This is a genomic window from Pseudoalteromonas sp. MT33b, assembly GCF_014117385.1.
Classification (GTDB): Bacteria; Pseudomonadota; Gammaproteobacteria; order Enterobacterales; family Alteromonadaceae; genus Pseudoalteromonas; species Pseudoalteromonas lipolytica.
In genome coordinates this window covers 3,208,221-3,227,197 of sequence record NZ_CP059831.1, presented here as the reverse complement: position 1 = coordinate 3,227,197, position 18,977 = coordinate 3,208,221, and the positions used below count along the sequence as shown (strand labels likewise).

Annotated in this window: 18 protein-coding genes; 17 read left to right on the top strand and 1 reads right to left on the bottom strand. The window is 43.3% G+C overall.

Features of this window, described 5'->3' with window-relative positions:
* Positions 1–81: 81 nt before the first annotated feature.
* From queA to H3302_RS14505, 8 genes are all read left to right on the top strand, one after another.
* On the top strand, positions 82–1,113 hold the full coding sequence (gene queA, locus H3302_RS14540) for a tRNA preQ1(34) S-adenosylmethionine ribosyltransferase-isomerase QueA (RefSeq protein ID WP_036973304.1): 1,032 nt from the start codon (positions 82–84) through the stop codon (positions 1,111–1,113).
* A 258-nt stretch (positions 1,114–1,371) separates the two neighbouring features.
* Positions 1,372–2,499, top strand: a complete 1,128-nt coding sequence (gene tgt, locus H3302_RS14535) for a tRNA guanosine(34) transglycosylase Tgt (RefSeq protein WP_036973303.1) — start codon at positions 1,372–1,374, stop codon at positions 2,497–2,499.
* Between the two features lie 29 nt (positions 2,500–2,528).
* Positions 2,529–2,867, top strand: a complete 339-nt coding sequence (yajC, locus tag H3302_RS14530; RefSeq protein ID WP_036973302.1) for a preprotein translocase subunit YajC — start codon at positions 2,529–2,531, stop codon at positions 2,865–2,867.
* 22 nt (positions 2,868–2,889) lie between these two features.
* On the top strand, positions 2,890–4,749 hold the full coding sequence (gene secD / locus H3302_RS14525) for a protein translocase subunit SecD (protein WP_036973301.1): 1,860 nt from the start codon (positions 2,890–2,892) through the stop codon (positions 4,747–4,749).
* A gap of 8 nt (positions 4,750–4,757) precedes the next feature.
* Positions 4,758–5,705, top strand: coding sequence for a protein translocase subunit SecF (secF, locus tag H3302_RS14520; protein ID WP_036973300.1), 948 nt, complete (start codon positions 4,758–4,760; stop codon positions 5,703–5,705).
* Between the two features lie 57 nt (positions 5,706–5,762).
* Entirely contained in the window at positions 5,763–6,335 is a 573-nt protein-coding gene (locus H3302_RS14515; protein ID WP_182395715.1) for a hypothetical protein, read from the top strand.
* A gap of 60 nt (positions 6,336–6,395) precedes the next feature.
* Positions 6,396–8,186 (top strand): bifunctional diguanylate cyclase/phosphodiesterase, encoded by a 1,791-nt coding sequence (locus H3302_RS14510; RefSeq protein WP_182395712.1) that lies wholly within the window; start codon positions 6,396–6,398, stop codon positions 8,184–8,186.
* Positions 8,187–8,269: 83 nt separating this feature from the next.
* Positions 8,270–9,100, top strand: coding sequence for an ABC transporter substrate-binding protein (locus tag H3302_RS14505; RefSeq protein WP_065979561.1), 831 nt, complete (start codon positions 8,270–8,272; stop codon positions 9,098–9,100).
* A 43-nt stretch (positions 9,101–9,143) separates the two neighbouring features.
* Here the strand turns inward: H3302_RS14505 and suhB are convergent, their stop codons facing one another.
* Positions 9,144–9,947 carry an inositol-1-monophosphatase gene (suhB, locus tag H3302_RS14500; protein ID WP_036973296.1) on the bottom strand — a complete coding sequence of 268 codons (804 nt, stop codon included), beginning with the start codon at positions 9,945–9,947 and terminating at the stop codon, positions 9,144–9,146.
* Positions 9,948–10,293: 346 nt separating this feature from the next.
* On the opposite strand from suhB, the gene trmJ reads away from it, so the two are divergent.
* From trmJ to H3302_RS14455, 9 genes are all read left to right on the top strand, one after another.
* Positions 10,294–11,016, top strand: a complete 723-nt coding sequence (gene trmJ / locus H3302_RS14495; RefSeq protein ID WP_182395710.1) for a tRNA (cytosine(32)/uridine(32)-2'-O)-methyltransferase TrmJ — start codon at positions 10,294–10,296, stop codon at positions 11,014–11,016.
* A gap of 192 nt (positions 11,017–11,208) precedes the next feature.
* Positions 11,209–11,700 carry a Fe-S cluster assembly transcriptional regulator IscR gene (gene iscR, locus H3302_RS14490; RefSeq protein ID WP_036973294.1) on the top strand — a complete coding sequence of 164 codons (492 nt, stop codon included), beginning with the start codon at positions 11,209–11,211 and terminating at the stop codon, positions 11,698–11,700.
* Positions 11,701–11,722: 22 nt separating this feature from the next.
* Entirely contained in the window at positions 11,723–12,940 is a 1,218-nt protein-coding gene (locus tag H3302_RS14485) for an IscS subfamily cysteine desulfurase (RefSeq protein WP_036973293.1), read from the top strand.
* A 40-nt stretch (positions 12,941–12,980) separates the two neighbouring features.
* Complete coding sequence (gene iscU, locus H3302_RS14480; RefSeq protein WP_036973292.1) at positions 12,981–13,364, top strand: Fe-S cluster assembly scaffold IscU; 384 nt, start codon at positions 12,981–12,983, stop codon at positions 13,362–13,364.
* Positions 13,365–13,375: 11 nt separating this feature from the next.
* Complete coding sequence (iscA, locus tag H3302_RS14475) at positions 13,376–13,699, top strand: iron-sulfur cluster assembly protein IscA (RefSeq protein WP_036973291.1); 324 nt, start codon at positions 13,376–13,378, stop codon at positions 13,697–13,699.
* 78 nt (positions 13,700–13,777) lie between these two features.
* On the top strand, positions 13,778–14,305 hold the full coding sequence (hscB, locus tag H3302_RS14470) for a co-chaperone HscB (RefSeq protein WP_182395708.1): 528 nt from the start codon (positions 13,778–13,780) through the stop codon (positions 14,303–14,305).
* 46 nt (positions 14,306–14,351) lie between these two features.
* Positions 14,352–16,214 carry a Fe-S protein assembly chaperone HscA gene (gene hscA, locus H3302_RS14465; protein WP_182395706.1) on the top strand — a complete coding sequence of 621 codons (1,863 nt, stop codon included), beginning with the start codon at positions 14,352–14,354 and terminating at the stop codon, positions 16,212–16,214.
* Positions 16,215–16,225: 11 nt separating this feature from the next.
* Positions 16,226–16,564 carry an ISC system 2Fe-2S type ferredoxin gene (gene fdx, locus H3302_RS14460; RefSeq protein ID WP_036973288.1) on the top strand — a complete coding sequence of 113 codons (339 nt, stop codon included), beginning with the start codon at positions 16,226–16,228 and terminating at the stop codon, positions 16,562–16,564.
* A gap of 142 nt (positions 16,565–16,706) precedes the next feature.
* Positions 16,707–18,134: an NAD-dependent succinate-semialdehyde dehydrogenase gene (locus H3302_RS14455; RefSeq protein ID WP_036973287.1), complete on the top strand. Its 1,428-nt coding sequence runs from the start codon at positions 16,707–16,709 to the stop codon at positions 18,132–18,134.
* Positions 18,135–18,977 lie beyond the last annotated feature (843 nt).

The window sequence follows — 18,977 nt, the reverse complement described above, 5'->3', positions numbered from 1 at the left end:
CTTGAACCGAGGTGCTTTGCTTGAGGTGGCAAGCGTATCAGAGTAAACTTGGCGCGTTTTTATTAATGAGAGATATGCTCTATGCGCGTGGCTGATTTTAGCTTTGACCTTCCTGATGAATTAATTGCTCGTTTTCCAAAAGCAGATCGAACAAGCAGTCGTTTATTAACGCTCGACGGCCCAACAGGGCAGGTTGAACACAAAGTGTTTAGTGATATTTTATCTCTGGTAAATGAAAATGACTTATTAGTGTTTAACAACACGAAAGTGATACCAGCACGCATGTTTGGCCAAAAAGAGTCTGGTGGTAAGCTTGAAGTACTCGTTGAGCGCGTATTGGACGAGCACCGTGTACTGGCTCACGTACGTGCGAGTAAATCACCAAAACCGGGCTCTAAAATTATCCTTGAAGGCAAAGCCGAAGCAACCATGGTAGCGCGTCACGGTGAGCTATTTGAACTTGAGTTTGCTAAAGACGAAAATGTATTAGATATCTTAAACGATATTGGCCACATGCCATTACCGCCATACATAGACCGCCCAGATAATGAGGCTGATCGTGAGCGTTATCAAACGGTGTATGGTGAGAAACCCGGTGCTGTTGCAGCGCCAACAGCAGGGCTTCACTTTGACGATAAATTAATGGCGGCTTTAAAAGACAAAGGCATTAACATGGCGTTTGTTACTTTGCACGTGGGTGCGGGTACATTCCAACCTGTGCGTGTTGATTCAGTTGATGAACATGTTATGCACTCAGAATATATCGAAGTTCCCGATGAGGTTGTAAAAGCCGTAGCCGAAACCAAAGCAAAAGGCGGGCGTGTTGTTGCGGTGGGCACCACTTCAGTACGTTCTTTAGAGTCGGCTGCAAAAGTACATGGTGGCAAGCTTGATACTTACTTTGGTGATACTGACATCTTTATTTACCCGGGTTATCAGTTCAATGTGGTGGATGCTATGGTCACTAACTTCCACTTACCTGAATCAACGTTGATTATGTTGGTGAGCGCGTTCGCAGGCCAAGAAAACATTATGGGTGCTTATCACACAGCGATTGAGCAACAGTATCGCTTTTTCAGTTATGGTGATGCCATGTTCTTAACGCGTAAATAAGCGTTAGTCATCTTTTATATTACCCCGTAAAAAGCCCAGCATTTCACTGGGTTTTTTATTTTCAGCCATTATTACTAAGCTATGCGTTGATATGAAGCCTCTGTGCAACACTGAATTCTGCATCGTGGGGAGAGTTTAGCTAGCGGGCTTTTTATTTTTGAATTTAGCCCAATTAATAGTAATAAATGCGCAAACAGGTTAGAATCGAGCGGTTAAATTATAGCTTGTTGGACTGTTTTTCCGACACTAGAGGATAATATGAAATTTGAATTAGACCGCACTGACGGTAAAGCGCGCCGCGGCCGCTTGATTTTTGAGCGTGGTGTTGTAGAAACGCCTGCATTTATGCCAGTAGGTACTTACGGCACGGTAAAAGGGATGACTCCCGATGAAGTAAAAGATACGGGGGCACAAATCTGCCTTGGTAATACTTTTCACCTTATGCTGCGTCCTGGCACAGAAATCATTAAGCAACACGGTGATTTACACGACTTCATGAATTGGGATCGTCCTATCTTAACTGATTCAGGCGGTTTCCAAGTATTCAGCTTAGGTGCGATGCGTAAAATCACCGAAGAGGGCGTCATGTTTAGCTCGCCTGTGAATGGTGAAAAAATCATGCTTTCACCAGAAAAAGCCATGCAAGTTCAGCGCGACTTAGGCTCTGATATTGTGATGATTTTCGACGAATGTACGCCATATCCTGCCACTGAAAAAGAAGCCAAAGACTCAATGGAGCTCTCGCTGCGTTGGGCTAAACGTTCAAAAGAAGGCCATGGTGATAATCCAGCAGCACTGTTTGGTATTATCCAAGGGGGTATGTACCCTGAGCTTCGTGCACAATCGCAAAAAGGCCTAGAAGACATTGGTTTTGATGGTTATGCACTGGGCGGTTTATCAGTGGGTGAACCTAAAAACGAAATGATCAATATTCTTGATCATTGTGCGTATAAAATGCCAGCCGACAAACCACGTTACTTAATGGGCGTTGGTAAACCAGAAGACTTGGTTGAAGCGGTGCGTCGTGGTATCGATATGTTCGACTGTGTAATGCCAACCCGTAATGCACGTAATGGTCACTTATTCGTGACAGGTGGCATTGTTAAAATCCGTAACGCAGTACATAAAACAGACACCGGTCCACTTGATCCAGAGTGTGATTGCCATACATGTAAAAACTATTCACGTGCGTACTTGCATCATCTTGATAAATGTAATGAAATCTTAGGCGCACGTCTAAACACGATTCATAACTTACGTTATTATCAACGTGTAATGGAAGGCTTACGTAATGCCATTAGTCATGGCAAACTAGACGAATTTGTTGCAGATTTTTATGCACGCCGCGGCCAAGAAGTGCCAGAGCTTGCAGATACATCAGATTAAATTTTTAGAAAAATTAAAGAGGAAGTGTAATGAGTTTATTCATCTCAAACGCGCACGCAAGTGCGGCAGGTGCAGCACCAGCAGGTGGTGGCATGGAAATGCTAATCATGTTGGGTATTTTTGGTCTGGTATTTTATTTCTTAATTTACCGTCCGCAAGCTAAGCGTGTAAAAGAGCATAAAGCCCTTATGAGCGCGATGGCAAAAGGTGACGAAGTGCTTACGCAAGGTGGTTTAGTTGGTAAAATTGCTAAAATCGCTGATGACAAAGACTTCATCGTTATCTCATTAAACGACCAAGCAGAAGTAACAGTACAAAAATCAGCTGTTTCTGCAGTATTGCCAAAAGGCACTATGAAGTCGCTATAACAATAAAAATAAGGACTCACACGTGTTAAACAAGTTTCCATTATGGAAGTATTTACTTGTTCTTGTTGTGTTAGTCGTTGGTATTTTATATGCCTCTCCTAACTTGTATGGTCGTGACCCGGCCATACAAGTATCGGGCACTAAAGGTACTGATGCTGACCTAAGCGTACTCGATAAAGTAAATGCGACCCTCAAAGAACATAACGTTACTGTTAAATCAAGCAAACTTGAAGACGGACAAATCCTTGTACGTTTTAAGAATGTTGAAGATCAACTTAAAGCGCAAGACCTACTGCGTGATTCCCTTAGTGAAGATTACATCTCTGCCATCAACATGGCTCCAGCACAACCAGAGTGGTTAAAAGCATTGGGTGGTAACCCGATGAAGCTGGGTCTGGATTTAAGTGGTGGTGTTCACTTTACTATGGAAATCGACATGGCGACGGCGGTTGATACACAGCTTGAGCAAATGGAACAAGATTTTAAAAGTGATTTACGTGAAGAAAAGCTGCGTTACCGCACGATTCGTCGTGTAGCTGGCAGCGAGCGTTTACGTGTTGAAATGCGTAACGAAGAAGATAAAGACGCAGCAGAGCGCTTTTTATCAACCCGTTACCCGCTCAATGTGTACATTGATGATAGCAGCAGTGATAACGCTTTTTACGCCAGTATGAGCGAACAAAAGCTTAAAGAAATTCGTGATTACGCTATCAAGCAAAACGAAACGATTATCCGTAACCGTATCAACCAAATCGGTGTTGCTGAGCCAAACGTTCAGCGTCAAGGTGCTGAGCGTATTATCGTACAGCTTCCTGGTGTACAAGACACAGCCCGTGCCAAAGAAATTTTAGGGGCTACGGCAACGCTTGAGTTCCGTGAAGTAGACGAAGATGCTGACCCAAGTGCAGCCTTACAAGGGCGTGTACCACCAGGCACCGAAGTGATCATGGCACGTGACGGTTACCCTGTGGTACTAAAAAAACGCATTATTCTTGAAGGTAGCCACATTACTGGTGCGCAATCAGGAATGGATGAGTATCAACGTCCGCAAGTAAGCATTAGCCTTGATAGCAAAGGTGGCGCAAAAATGAATGCGTTCACCAAGCGCGCGATTGGTAAGCGCATGGCAACCGTATTCATTGAGTACAAGCCATCGGGTAAAACAGATGAAAACGGTAAAGCACTTCCTCCAATTAAGGTAGAAGAAGTGATTAACGTGGCGACAATTCAAGCACGTCTTGACCGTTCGTTCCGAATCACGGGTATTGATAACCCTGCTGAAGCCCATAATCTGAGCTTATTACTACGTGCAGGTGCACTTGTTGCTCCTATTCAAATTGTAGAAGAGCGCACGGTAGGCCCAAGCCTAGGTCAAGAAAACATCGAAGCAGGTATGACGGCAGTGGTACTAGGCTTTGCATTTGTGCTTGTATTTATGCTGGTTTATTACAAAGGGTTTGGCATGGTGGCAAATATTGCCCTTGGTGCGAACTTAGTATTAATCGTGGGTGTTATGTCATTAATTCCAGGTGCGGCATTAACCTTACCGGGTATTGCAGGTATCGTACTGACCGTGGGTATGGCCGTTGATGCAAACGTGCTTATATTTGAGCGTATCCGCGAAGAGCTTGCCGACGGCCGTAGTCCGCAACAAGCCGTTCATTTCGGTTACGACAGCGCATTTAGCACAATTTTCGATGCAAATATCACCACGTTAATCGCAGCAGTGATTCTGTTTGCAGTGGGCACGGGTCCAATTGCTGGTTTCGCCGTGACACTTGCGATTGGTATTATCACCTCTATGTTTACAGCCATTGTTGGTACCCGTGCGGTAATCAACTTGTTTATTGGCGGTAAGCGTATTGATAAGTTGTCGATTTAGGAGTCAGCATGCAAATCTTAAAACTCGGTGGTAAAACACTCCCGTTTATGAAGTTCCGCAAGTTTGCCATGACATTATCAACGTTGTTGATTTTGGCTTCTTTCGTATCGTTTTTTACAAAAGGCTTAAACTTCGGTTTAGACTTTACCGGTGGTACAGCGGTTGAAGTTGGCTTTGCACAACCTGCAGATCTGAAAAAAGTACGTGAAGCAATTACGGCAAGTGGCTTTGAAGATTTCTCTGTTCAGCTATTTGGCTCAAGTAAAGAAATTCTTGTGCGCCTTGCACCGCAAGGTGATGGCGTGAAAGCAGAAGTCATTGGTAACCAAATCATTGATGCCTTAAAACAAACTGATTCAAGTGTTGAAATGCGCCGTATTGAGTTTGTGGGCCCAAGTGTAGGTGAAGATTTAAAAGAGCAGGGTGGCTTGGCCATGTTAACTGCACTTATTTGTATCTTGATCTACGTGGCATTTCGCTTTGAATGGCGTTTTGCGGTTGGCGCGGTATCAGCACTATTACACGATGTTATTATCACATTAGGTTTATTCTCAATACTGGATCTTGAGTTTGACTTAACGATTTTAGCAGCGATTTTGGCGGTGATAGGTTACTCACTCAACGATACCATCGTTGTATCTGACCGTATTCGTGAAAACTTCCGTAAAGTGCGTATCGATGACACCATAGAAATCATTGATATTTCACTTACGCAAACATTGAATCGTACCCTTGTAACATCAATCACCACAATTTTAGTATTGATTGCATTGTTTGTATGGGGTGGTCAAACTATTCACGGCTTTGCGACAGCATTACTATTTGGTGTGTTTATCGGTACTTACTCATCTGTGTATGTTGCATCAGCAGTGGCGATTGCAATGGGTGTAAGTAAAGAAGACTTAATTCCAGAAGTAATCGAAAAAGAAGGTGCGGATCTCGATCCTATGCCTTAATAAGCCATGCTTAAAAAAGAACCGCCCTGTTTGGGCGGTTTTTTTATGGAAGAAATTATGAAGTATCTAATAAGTAATGTATTTATTATTTTTTTACTGCTCGGTTGCAAAGAGCAACAGGTTGCCAAGCAAGCTGAGTCAGCACCAAAGCCACCCACAATAACGCCAGAACAACAATTAGGTGAGTACCAAAGTTTGGCGTGGCAGGTTGTGACAGCACTGCAAGGGCAGTCAGATACGCAGCAAGTTAAATCCATGCTGTTGTCGTTGGTTCATTCATCACAGGGATTATTTTTAGCGTTTAATCAGGTGTTTCCAGAGTGTAAGCAGACATTAGACGCTATTACTAAATATGTTGAAAGCACACCGCTTACGGCAATCTCTAGTGACAATGAGCCCCTTAATTTACAACCTGAGTTACCCGATTTTACAGGGCCTAACTGTTATCACATACAACAGCTGTTACTTAATCCGTTAGCCGTTTTGGCGATGACGACACAACAACAAATGAATCATGTTGATATTGAACAGGCTGAACTAAAAATGATCGATAGCTTAGCGCGCATTAAGCAATTGGAATTAGTGGGAATAAATGAACAAGAGGTGAATGAAGCGCAGCGCTTGCCATAAAATTGTCATACTAGATTGCTAATTTAGTCATCTATTTGTATGACAGAAACTAGGTGAAAGGTGAGTGCACAACTACAGCGAATATTAGAAAACAGTGACATTAAAACGCTGTTTCAGCCCATCTTTGATGTTTCTAATCAACATATTTTGGGTTACGAGGCTTTAAGTCGGGGGCCAAAAAGCTCTGAACTTGAGATGCCCAGCGCTTTATTTTCTGCTGCAATTGCCTGCAATAAAATTTCAGAACTTGAGCTTTTGTGTCGCAGTAAAGCCATTGAAAACTTTGTTAAGCTCAACCTGCAAGGTAAGTTGTTCTTAAATGTCAGCCCTAAAACACTGCTCGACCCATGTCATCCTAAAGGCGAAACATTACACCTAGTTGAACATTTTGGGCTGGCGGCTAATCGCGTTGTCATTGAAGTAACTGAACAAGAAAAAGTAGACGACGGATGTTTACTGTTAAAGACCATCGCGCATTATCGTCAATTAGGCTTTTCAATTGCCATTGATGATTTAGGGGCAGGTTATTCGGGGTTAAAGCAGTGGTCTGAGTTATGCCCTGAGTTTGTAAAGATTGACCGCTACTTTATTGATCACTGTGACCAAAGTGTGGTGAAAAAAGAGTTTCTAAAATCAATCATTGTATTGGCTAAAGCCACGAATACCCAAGTGATTGCCGAAGGTATCGAGCGCGTAGAAGAGTTACGTTTACTCGAAAGTTTAGGAGTGCAGCATGCACAGGGCTTTTTATTAGAAAGACCGAGTTTACAGCCCAGTTACCAAATTAATCTGCATTGCTTAAAACACCTTGAATCATCAGACAACAGCAGCAGCTTTGAACAATCAATGGCTATCGGTTGGCTTGCTGTTGAGCATGCCAGTATTGAGGCGAATACCCGTTGTAAAGATGCGCACAGTATTTTTGAGCAAGATAAAACACTCACCAGTCTTGCTGTCCTTGAGCAAAATAGTCCCGTAGGCTTATTACACAGAGATCAACTTACCGAGGTGTTTGCAGCTCCTTATGGTCACGCGCTTTATGATAAGCAGCCTGTTACCACACTAATGGATAAGCAACCGCTAGTGGTTGATGAAAACGAATTGCTTGATACGGTTAGTCAACAAATCACCGAATTTGAATTCGATATTCGCCGCCATATCGTCATAACACGCAACGGCGACTACTTAGGATTGGCACCTTTGCGTAATATTCTCAAACACATCACCGAAGAAAAAATACGCCACGCTCAACACGCAAATCCATTGACCATGCTACCCGGTAATGTGGCAATAAATGAAGCTATCGAATTAAGGCTGCGCAATAGTTATGCGTTTTCGTTAGCGTATGTCGATTTAAATCACTTTAAGCAATTTAATGATTTGTATGGATACGCCAGTGGCGACAGTGTGATCAAATTATTAGCCGAAGTGATCGTTGATGTTTGTAGCAAAAGCAAAGGCTTTGTTGGTCACATTGGTGGCGATGATTTTATGGTGGTATTCGATAAAGACGATGCAGAGCATAGGTGCCATGCGATCATTTCAGAATTTGAAGAGAAATCACGCGCCTTTTTTACCCCTGAACACATCTCGCAAGGTGGGTATTGGGCGAGTAACCGCGAAGGTAAAAAACAGTTTGTACCTTTGCTAACGCTGTCGATTGGTCTCGTTAAACCTGACCTTGAGCAATGCATTAATAGCCACCAAGTTGCAGCACTCGCAACCGATGCGAAAAAAGAGGCCAAACGCTTTAAAACGAGTCACTTATTTGTTTGTAAGCGTCGTTGTCCGGCCCCGGCAGTGGTGAGGCTAAGTGTCGCGAGCGATGACACCCTGCAAATAGGGTTATGAAGAAAATTTGAGTTCGGCCAATTTCACTTGTGTCTCACTCTAAGCCAGTGTAGGTTAAAAAAAACACGTTAAGAATAATAATAATGAAGCGACTATGTAGTGCAATCCTTGTTGTGCTAAGCCTAGGATGCAGCCTGCCTATTGATGCCAAAAATGTGGTGAACTTAGCCATAGAGCAACGTCCCTTGTATCAGCGCGATCATTATTTACACGCGCTGTTAGGTGCATCGTTTCGTGCCGCAAAGTATCCCACCGTTATAAACGAAGTACTGGTGCACCCTCATCAACAGCGCACATTACTCATGCTCGACGAAAACCAAGCCGATGTCTACTGGAGTATGACCAGCCCAGAGCGAGAGCATCTAGCGATTGCTGTTCCAGTCCCTTTATTTAAAGGGTTTATCGGTAAACGCGCACTGCTTACAAAACGTGAATTTTTACCGCGGTTTAAAGAGGTAAAAACTAAACAAGACTTAATGGCGTTTACCGCTATACAAGGTCATGACTGGCCTGATACAAAAATATTGGCGCAAAATGGCTTAGCGGTTCGGCCACTGGCGAATTATCAAGCAATGTTTAACTTAGTTATAAGTGGCCGGGTTGATTACTTCCCGCGTTCATTTATCGAGGTGACTTCAGAGCTTAAGCAAATAAATAGTGAGCAACTGGCGATTGTGCCCAATGTCTATATTAGCTACCCGAGCGCTTTTTATTTTTTTGTTAGCAATAACAAGCCAGAGCTAGCCGAGGTATTATTAACAGGCTTAAACGCGATGAAAAGCTCAGGTGAGTTTGATCAGCTGTTCAACAGTTACTTTGCTGAAGACTTAGCCGGTCTGCCGTTTACAGAAAAGAGTGCCATAGAAATAAAGTTGGAGAATGACTATTTTCAGCCACAAAAAAAGGAGCCGTAGCTCCTTTTTGTCATGCTAATCACGCGTTAGAACTAATGGGTCATTAGCGAAGTAGTGACTCAGTTAATACTGGACGAATTTCACGAATGATTGCTTGTGTTAATTTAGGCGCGCCACAGATAATGTTGCCGCTTTGGTTGTAGTTAATACCGCCTGCGAAATCAACAACCATACCGCCCGCTTCTTTAACTAAAAGCTCACCAGCGGCTGTATCCCAAGGCTTAAGGCCAATTTCGAAAAAGCCATCAACACGGCCAGCTGCAACATACGCCATATCAAGAGCAGCAGAACCTGCACGACGAATATCAGCCGTGTGAATAAATAAAGCTTTGAATGCCTCAGAGTATGCGTCTAAGTGATGCTTTTGTTTAAACGGGAAACCTGTAGCAAGAATAGAACCTGCTAACTCGTTAGTTTTTGATACACGTAAACGCTTGCTGTTAAGCTGTGCGCCTTGACCGCGAGACGCTGTGAATAATTCACCACGAATTGGATCATAGATAACAGCTTGGTCTAAACGACCTTTTACTTTAAGTGCAATTGATACTGCGTAATGAGGGATACCCTTGATGAAGTTTGTTGTGCCATCAAGTGGGTCAACAATCCATTGGTAATCTGCATCTTTGCCTTTGTGCTCACCTAGTTCTTCACCAACGATACAGTGATCAGGGTAAGATCTTAAAATAGTGTCACGGATTGCGGCTTCAGCTTCTTTATCGATGTTAGTCACTAAATCGTTAGTGCCTTTTTGTTGTACATCAACTTTTGATAAGTCTTCACTTGCGCGAAGTAAAATTTTGCCTGCGTTACGCGCAGCGCGAACCGCAATGTTTAACATTGGATGCATAGCATTACCTTTGGGTTGTAAAAGAACGAATATATTTAAGCCGGCGTATTCTAGCGGTTTTTACTGCAAAGTAAACAACAAAGCGGAAATACTTTTGGTTGTTTTTTGTACTGAACTGATTTTAAATTAAATTTCTATCTGACTATTTTTAAAAGCTAAAAATTATACGGGGCGTTTCATACATAAATCTGATACTAAAAATAAGGATGTACTAGTAAAAGAAAAACCCCTAGCACCGCCCATGATCTGTGATCAATACTGATTGATCGCGTGATCTGTATAGCCTCCAGAATAGCTTTCATGGTAGAATTCGCGCAATTTTTGACATTCAGTAAGTAACAACGCAATGACACTTGATGATATTCGTATCGTATTAGTTAACACATCTCATTCTGGTAATATTGGCTCAGCAGCACGTGCTATGAAAACGATGGGCTTATCAAACCTTTATCTTGTTGACCCTGCATGTGAAATTGATAGTCATGCCAGTGCGCTTGCTGCAGGTGCAACCGATGTTTTAGGCAAAGCCGTGGTTGTTGATACCCTTGCTGATGCGATTGCTGATTGTAGTTTAACGATTGGCACCAGTGCTCGTTCGCGCACCTTGTCTTGGCCGATGGTTGAGCCACGTGAATGTGGTGAAAAATTAGTGGCAGAAGCGGCGAGTGGCCCGGTTGCACTCGTGTTTGGTCGTGAAAATAGCGGTTTAACCAATGAAGAGTTACAACAGTGTAACTATCATGTGTGCATTCCTGCGAACCCAGAATACAGCTCATTAAACCTTGCTATGGCAGTACAAACTCTGTGCTATGAAACACGTATGGCGTATTTAAACACCCAGCCAAAACAGCAAGAACAAGACGACGTTACTTACCCTAACGCAAAACAAACTGAGTTGTTCTATGAGCATTTAGAGCAAACATTAAACGACACCGGGTTTATCATCAAACAGCACCCAGGTATGGTGATGACTAAATTACGTCGTTTGTTTAATCGTGCGCGCCCAGAAGAAGCCGAAATGAATATCTTACGCGGCATTCTGACTTCAATTAATAAGTCTATAAAATAATCACAGGTTATAAGCATAATACTTGACTAAATTACTCAGGTAATTACAATAGACATAGTACTTGACCAATTTAGTCGGGTATTCGGTTTTATCAATGGCAAGTATCAATTTTTATCACGTGATAATACTTGACTATTTTGGTCTGGTAATTAAAATTTGCACACCTTAGCGTGCAGTAACATCGGGGGCTCCATGAAGTTAACATCAAAAGGCAGATACGCAGTAACCGCCATGTTGGATGTTGCACTCCATACAAATGTGGGTGCAGTGCCCCTTGCCGATATTTCTGAGCGACAAGAAATTTCGTTGTCTTACCTCGAACAATTATTCGCCCGTTTACGTAAAAATGGCCTTGTGACTTCTGTGCGTGGCCCAGGTGGTGGATATTTATTAGGACGTGGCGCGAATGAGATTTCTGTTGGCGATGTTATCAATGCCGTTGATGAGTCTGTTGATGCAACTCGCTGCCATGGTGCAACGGGTGGCTGCCAAAGTGGCATGCGCTGTTTGACTCATACATTGTGGTCAGATTTAAGCGCGCGTATCGAAGATTTTTTAAATAGTATTACCCTTGCTGAATTGGTAGAAAAATCAGATGTGAAAGAAGTCGCATCGCGCCAAGATAACAGCATCAACACTGCAATTAAGCAACTGGAAAACATTCAAGTAAGCTGTCAACTGTAGCTTGACGAAAGCGGAGAGAGAAATGAAGTTACCGATTTATTTAGATTACGCAGCAACCACGCCTGTTGATGAACGTGTGGCAAAAGAAATGATGCAATGCCTGACTATGGACGGTAATTTTGGTAATCCTGCATCACGCTCACACCGTTTTGGTTGGCAAGCAGAAGAAGCGGTTGATCAAGCGCGTACAGACATTGCTGATCTGATTAACGCTGATCCACGTGAAATTGTTTTCACTTCAGGTGCTACAGAATCAAATAACCTCGCCATTAAAGGTGCTGCACAGTTCTATAAAAAGAAAGGCAAGCATGTAATCACGGTTAAAACAGAGCACAAAGCAGTGCTTGATACATGTCGTGAATTAGAGCGTCAAGGTTTCGAAGTAACCTATATGGACGTTGAAGAAAACGGTTTACTTGACCTTAAAAAGCTTGAAGCCGCTATGCGTGATGACACGGTACTTGTTAGTGTCATGCACGTTAACAACGAGCTAGGTGTTATCCAAGATATCGCGACAATCGGCGAAATGTGCCGTGAGCGCAAAATTATGTTCCACGTTGATGCGGCACAAAGTGCAGGTAAAGTACTTATCGACGTGCAACAGTTAAAAGTTGATTTTATGTCGTTCTCTGGCCACAAAGTATATGGCCCGAAAGGTGTTGGCGCATTGTATGTTCGTCGTAAGCCACGTGCTCGTTTAGAAGCACAAATGCACGGTGGTGGTCATGAGCGTGGTATGCGTTCAGGCACACTGGCTACTCACCAATTAGTGGGTATGGGTGCGGCATTTAGAATCGCAAAAGAAGATTTCGAAAAAGACCATGCACATATCAGCGCACTTCGTAAGCGTTTGGTTGATGGCATTATGGCTGATATGGACGAAGTTTACTTTAATGGTGAACCAAGTCAGTCAGTTCCGGGTATTGTAAACATCAGCTTCAACTTTGTTGAAGGTGAGTCGTTATTAATGGCTGTTAAAGACATTGCTGTTTCATCAGGTTCAGCCTGTACCTCAGCAAGCTTAGAGCCTTCTTATGTACTACGTGCGTTAGGCCGTAACGACGAATTAGCACACAGCTCAATTCGTTTCAGCATTGGCCGCTTTACGACTGAAGAAGAGATTGATTATACCGTCGAACTAATCAAAAACTCGATTGGCCGTTTACGTGAGATGTCTCCTTTATGGGAAATGCATCAAGAAGGTATTGATTTAGATTCAGTTGAGTGGGCGCATCACTAATCAGTGATCGCCGCCGCTAGCAGGTAGTGAGGATAGTATTATGGCTTATAGTGATAAAGTAATCGATCATGTTGAAAATCCACGTAACGTGGGTTCTTTAGACAAAAATGATCCATCTGTTGCAACAGGTATGGTGGGTGCACCTGCGTGTGGTGACGTAATGAAATTGCAAATTAAAGTATCACCAGAAGGTGTTATTGAAGATGCAAAATTTAAAACATATGGTTGTGGTAGCGCAATCGCCTCTTCTTCACTTGTAACAGAGTGGGTGAAAGGTAAAACATTAGACGAAGCTTCAACAATCAAAAACACTGATATCAGTGCAGAGCTTGAATTACCACCAGTGAAAATTCACTGTTCAATTTTAGCAGAAGACGCGATTCAAGCAGCGATTGCTGATTACAAAAGCAAACAAGCGAAGTAAGAGATAAATTCATGGCAGTGACATTGACAGATGCGGCAGCAAACCGCGTAGAATCATTTTTAGCAAATCGCGGTAAAGGCATTGGCCTTCGCGTAGGCATTAAAACGACGGGCTGTTCAGGTCTTGCTTATGTTCTTGAATTTGTTGATGAGTTAGCAGATGGCGACGAGGTTTTTGAATGTCGCGGTGTGAAAGTAATCGTTGATGCTAAAAGCTTAGTGTACATAGACGGCACTGAACTTGATTACACTAAAGAAGGTTTGAACGAAGGGTTTAAGTTTAATAACCCGAATCAGGCCGATGAGTGTGGTTGCGGCGAAAGCTTTACCGTTTAAGCTAGCACGTTTTCCTTGCTTGAAGCCCTACCTGTGTAGGGCTTTGTTCTTTTTCTGTTTACCGAGTTGGATTATGTAATGCGTTACTTTGAGTTATTTGCGATTCCAGTAGACTATAACATTGATTTAGCGACTATTAATAAACACTACCTCGAGCTGCAACGTGCAGTTCATCCAGATCGTCATGCCAGTGCTAGTAGCCGCGATAAACTACTTGCTGTGCAAAACGCGGCTGAAATCAATGACGCATTACAAACATTAAAACACCCGGTAAAGCGTGCTGAATACATGCTTAGTGAGTTGGGCGTTGATATTCGTGCTGAACAACAAACATTACAAGATCCGCTATTCTTAATGCAGCAAATGGAGCTTCGAGAAGAGCTCGAAGAGCTTGAAAATGCCGCAGATCCTGATGCAGCAATTGCCCAGTTTGAAACGCAAATTAAACAGTTAGACACGCAATACAGCAGCGAACTGGCTGATCAGCTAGCAAGCAATGATGAACAGCAATGGCAGGCAGCGGCAGATAATATTCGTAAGTTAAAGTTTGTTTATAAGCTACGCGAAGAACTTGAGCGAATTGAAGACAGTTTATTTGATGATTAATCGTTAGTTGTAACTTAACAGCTATTTAAGAGTTTAAAAGAGCATTATGGCATTATTGCAAATTGCTGAGCCGGGGCAAAGCGCGGCACCACATGAGCACAAATTGGCAGTGGGTATTGACCTAGGTACAACAAATTCACTTGTTGCGACTGTCCAAAGTGGCGAAGCTCGCACACTAACAGACCTTGCAGGTAATGCAATGCTGCCGTCGGTTGTTCAGTACCAAGCAGACAGCATATTAGTGGGTGAACAAGCGGCTGCAGCGGCTACACAAGATCCAGCAAATACACTCATTTCAGTGAAGCGCTTCTTAGGCAAAACACAAACCGAAATTGAGCAAAGTTACGGTCAATTACCGTATCAGTTTTGTGAACATAATGGCTCACTTGCCATTAGCACTGTTGCTGGCGCAATCAGCCCGGTGTCTGCTTCAAGTGAAATATTAAAAACCTTAAAACAACGTGCTGAAGAAAGCTTTGCCGGCCAAGATATTATGGGCGCCGTGATCACTGTGCCAGCGTACTTTGATGATGCACAGCGTCAAAGCACTAAAGACGCGGCTGAACTTGCGGGTATTAATGTTTTACGCTTACTCAACGAGCCAACAGCGGCGGCAGTTGCCTACGGCCTAGACTCAGGTCAAGAAGGCATTATTGCCGTTTATGACTTGGGTGGCGGTACTTTCGATATCTCTATTTTACGCCTGCATCAAGGGGTATTCGAAGTCATGGCGACAGGCGGTGATTCGAGCCTAGGTGGTGATGATTTCGACTCATTACTGGTTGACTACTTTAAGCAGCAAACGGGTGTTAACGAGTTATCGGCATCGGTTTTACGTTTATTCATCAATAAAGCAAAAGCCTGTAAAGAAGCATTAAGCCAATACCAAACAGTGAACGTTGGCTTAGAGTTTGATGGCCAAAGCTACACAGTTGAAGTAACGCGCGAAACCTTTGATGAATTGGCGCTAGGACTTGTAAAGAAAACGCTTCGCTCGTGCCGACGTGCGGTAAAAGATGCCGGTATCGAAAACCAAGAAGTACTGCAAGTTGTTATGGTGGGTGGGTCTACCCGCATGCCGATTGTACGCTCTCAAGTTGCGGCATTTTTTGATAAAGAACCACTGACCTCAATTGACCCCGATCGTGTTGTGGCCCTTGGTGCTGCTTTGCAAGCAGATGTGTTAGCGGGTAATAAGCCTGATTCAGACATGTTATTGCTCGATGTATTACCACTTTCGCTTGGTCTTGAAACCATGGGCGGTTTGGTTGAGAAAATCATTCCACGTAACACCACAATCCCGGTGGCACGTGCACAAGAGTTCACCACCTTTAAAGATGGTCAAACGGCGATGTCATTACACGTTCTGCAAGGCGAGCGTGAATTAGTAGATGATTGTCGATCGCTGGCTAAATTTAGCTTAAAGGGCATTCCGGCTATGGCGGCAGGTGCAGCGCATATTCGTGTTACTTTTAAAGTTGATGCCGATGGTCTATTGAGCGTATCAGCAATGGAAAAATCAACTGGTGTGCAAGCTGAAATACAGGTAAAACCTTCATTTGGCTTATCGGATGACCAAGTTGCTAATATGCTGAAAGAGTCGATGACAAATGCCAAAGACGACATGGAAGCGCGAATGCTCAAAGAGCAGCAAGTTGAAGCATTACGTGTTGTTGAAGCACTTGAAGCTTCACTCGCAACCGATAGCCAATTGCTTGATGAACAAGAATTAAGTGTGTTAAAAGCAGAAATTGCTAAACTTATTGCGGTACGCGAAAGTGCCACAACACCGGCAGAAATTAAAGCAGCGATTGAAGCTGTAGATAATGCAAGTAGCGAGTTTGCTGCGCGTAGAATGGACGCATCAATTAAAAAAGCGCTGCAAGGGCAGTCAGTAGACGAAGTTTAACGAGGTAAGGTATGCCACAAATTATTTTTCTTCCACACGAAGAGTTATGCCCAGAAGGCGCAGCAATTGAAGCACCTGCAGGCGAAACTGTATTAGATGTTGCGCTTAAAAATGGCATTAGCATCCCACATGCCTGTGAAAAATCATGCGCGTGTACGACATGTCATTTAATTATTCGTGAAGGGTTTGACTCTCTAGACGAAAGTGATGAGCTAGAAGACGACATGTTAGATAAAGCATGGGGACTTGAACCAGAGTCACGTCTTGGTTGCCAAGCAATCATTAAAGATGAAGATCTTGTGGTTGAAATTCCAAAGTATAATCTCAATATCGTTAATGAAGAGCATTAATTCTTAACGGCTTTGAATACCTAAAAACCGCTGTAGTTGCTTGGTCTCTACAGCGGTTTTTTGTTTTTTAGCTGTCAGATAGTAGATTTCAGATGATAGTCGTCAGATTTCTGATTTCTAGTGTCTTTAACTTGGAGGTTCTATGTCTGATTTGGTTTTTTCTGATTCATTTATCGACGGTGACTTTTATTCTACAAGCCAGCGTTTTAGTGTCGATAACCCCGCAACCGCAGAGGCGATTACCCATGTCTCTAATATTGATAAAGCCGGGGTTGAACTGGCTATAAAAAGTGCCGACGAAGCCTTTAGCAAACTAAAGCAAACAACGGCGACTGAGCGCAGTGAAACGTTGCGACGTTGGTACGACTTAGTCATTGAGCATAAACAACAACTTGCTGAGTTAATGACCAAAGAGCAAGGTAAACCTTTAAAAGAAGCATTGGGTGAAGTGGAGTACGGTGCCGGGTTTATTAAATGGTTTAGCGAAGAAGCCAAACGCAGTTACGGCGATAGTATTCCTGCGACGGATAGTCAGCATCGTTTATCAACAATAAAGCAGCCCGTGGGTGTGGTAGCAGGTATTACACCGTGGAATTTCCCGATTGCCATGATCACGCGTAAAGTTGCCCCCGCATATGCGGCAGGCTGTAGCTTTGTTATTAAACCTTCTGAGCATACGCCGTTGTGTGCAATTGCACTTGCATATCTCGCTGATAAAGCCGGTTTCGTGAAAGGTGCCTTAAATGTGGTGGTCTCTGAAAACGCAAAAATGGTCGGCGAAATCATGACAGAGTCTGAGCGCGTACGTAAATTTACTTTCACAGGTTCAACTGGTGTCGGTAAGCAATTACTCGCTCAGTGTGCTTCTACAATTAAGAACACATCGATGGAGCTCGGTGGTAATGCTCCCTTTATTATTTTTGAAAATGCCAATTTAGATGACGCCGTTACAGGGCTCATGGGCGCGAAGTTTAGAAACGCAGGGCAAACCTGTGTCGCCGCAAACCGTATTTTTGTAGAGCGCTCAGTGCTTGAAACCGTGCTTGAAAAACTCACTGACAAAGTAGCAGAGTTAAAAGTAGGCAATGGCCTTGATGAAGGGGTGGATATTGGCCCATTAATTTACCCAAAAGCAAAAGAGAAGGTACAAAGCTTAGTCGAAGATGCGGTGAACAAAGGGGCTTCTTTAATTGGCGATAATAAGGAGCTTGAGGGCAGTTTTCAAGCGCCACTCATTTTGACTGATGTCACCCCAGAGATGGATATTTACCATGATGAAGTGTTTGGTCCTGTAATCAGCATTATTGCCTTTGATAACGAGCAAGAAGTACTGAAACTTGCCAATGATGTGCCTTATGGCTTAGCTGCTTATTTTTACAGTGACAACATCAAGCAAATTTATCGCGTAAGTGAAGCACTTGAATACGGCATGATAGGCATTAACGAAGGGCTTATCTCAAACCCAGTTGCCCCATTTGGTGGTGTGAAACAGTCGGGCCTGGGTCGTGAAGGTGGTCATCAAGGCTTAGATGAGTATCTAGAAGAGAAGTATCTTTGTATGAAGATTTAAAAGCCGCTTTAACCTCTTCGCGCGAAATAAATTTAACGCCTACAACAAACCGTAGGCGTTATGCTTGCATGGCGCATTTAGGCAGCAACATCTCTTTTATAACATTCACGGCTAAAGCCACTCCTACAAAAAGCCACTCATACAAAAGATGCACACGATACACGTAGGAGGCGTTTTAACGCCGAAAAGCAAACCTATTCAGCGGTATTAAACAGCCTTCTCAGTATAACTGTATTAGCTCGTATCTCGTTTTTCGTCACTCGTTGCTTACAACCTCTTCGCGCGAAATAAATTTCACGCCTACATTAAACCGTAGGCGTTATGCTTGCATGGCGCGTTTGCGCAGCAACACCTTTATAAGATTCACGGCTAAAGCCACTCCTACAAGTGACATACATCACACACGTAGGAGGCGTTTTAACGCCGAAAAAGCAAACCTGTTCAGTGGTATTAAACAACCTTCTCGATTTAGCTGTATTAGCTCGCACCTCGCTTCTCGAAGCTTATAACCCTTTCACGGCTAAAGCCCCTCTTACAAAAGATGCACACGATACACGTAGGAGGCGTTTTAACGCCGAAAAGCAAACCTTTTCAGCGGCATTAAACAACCATCTCGATTTAGCTGTATTAGCTCGTATCTCGCTTTTCGATGCTCGTTGCTTATAACCCTTTCACGGCTAAAGCCACTCCTACAAGTGACATACATCACACACGTAGGAGGCGTTTTAACGCCGAAAAGCAAACCTATTAACTGGCATTAAACAGCCATCTCGATTTAGCTCGCACCTCGCACCTCGTAACTTACAACCTCTTCGCGCGAAATAAATTTCACGCCTACATTAA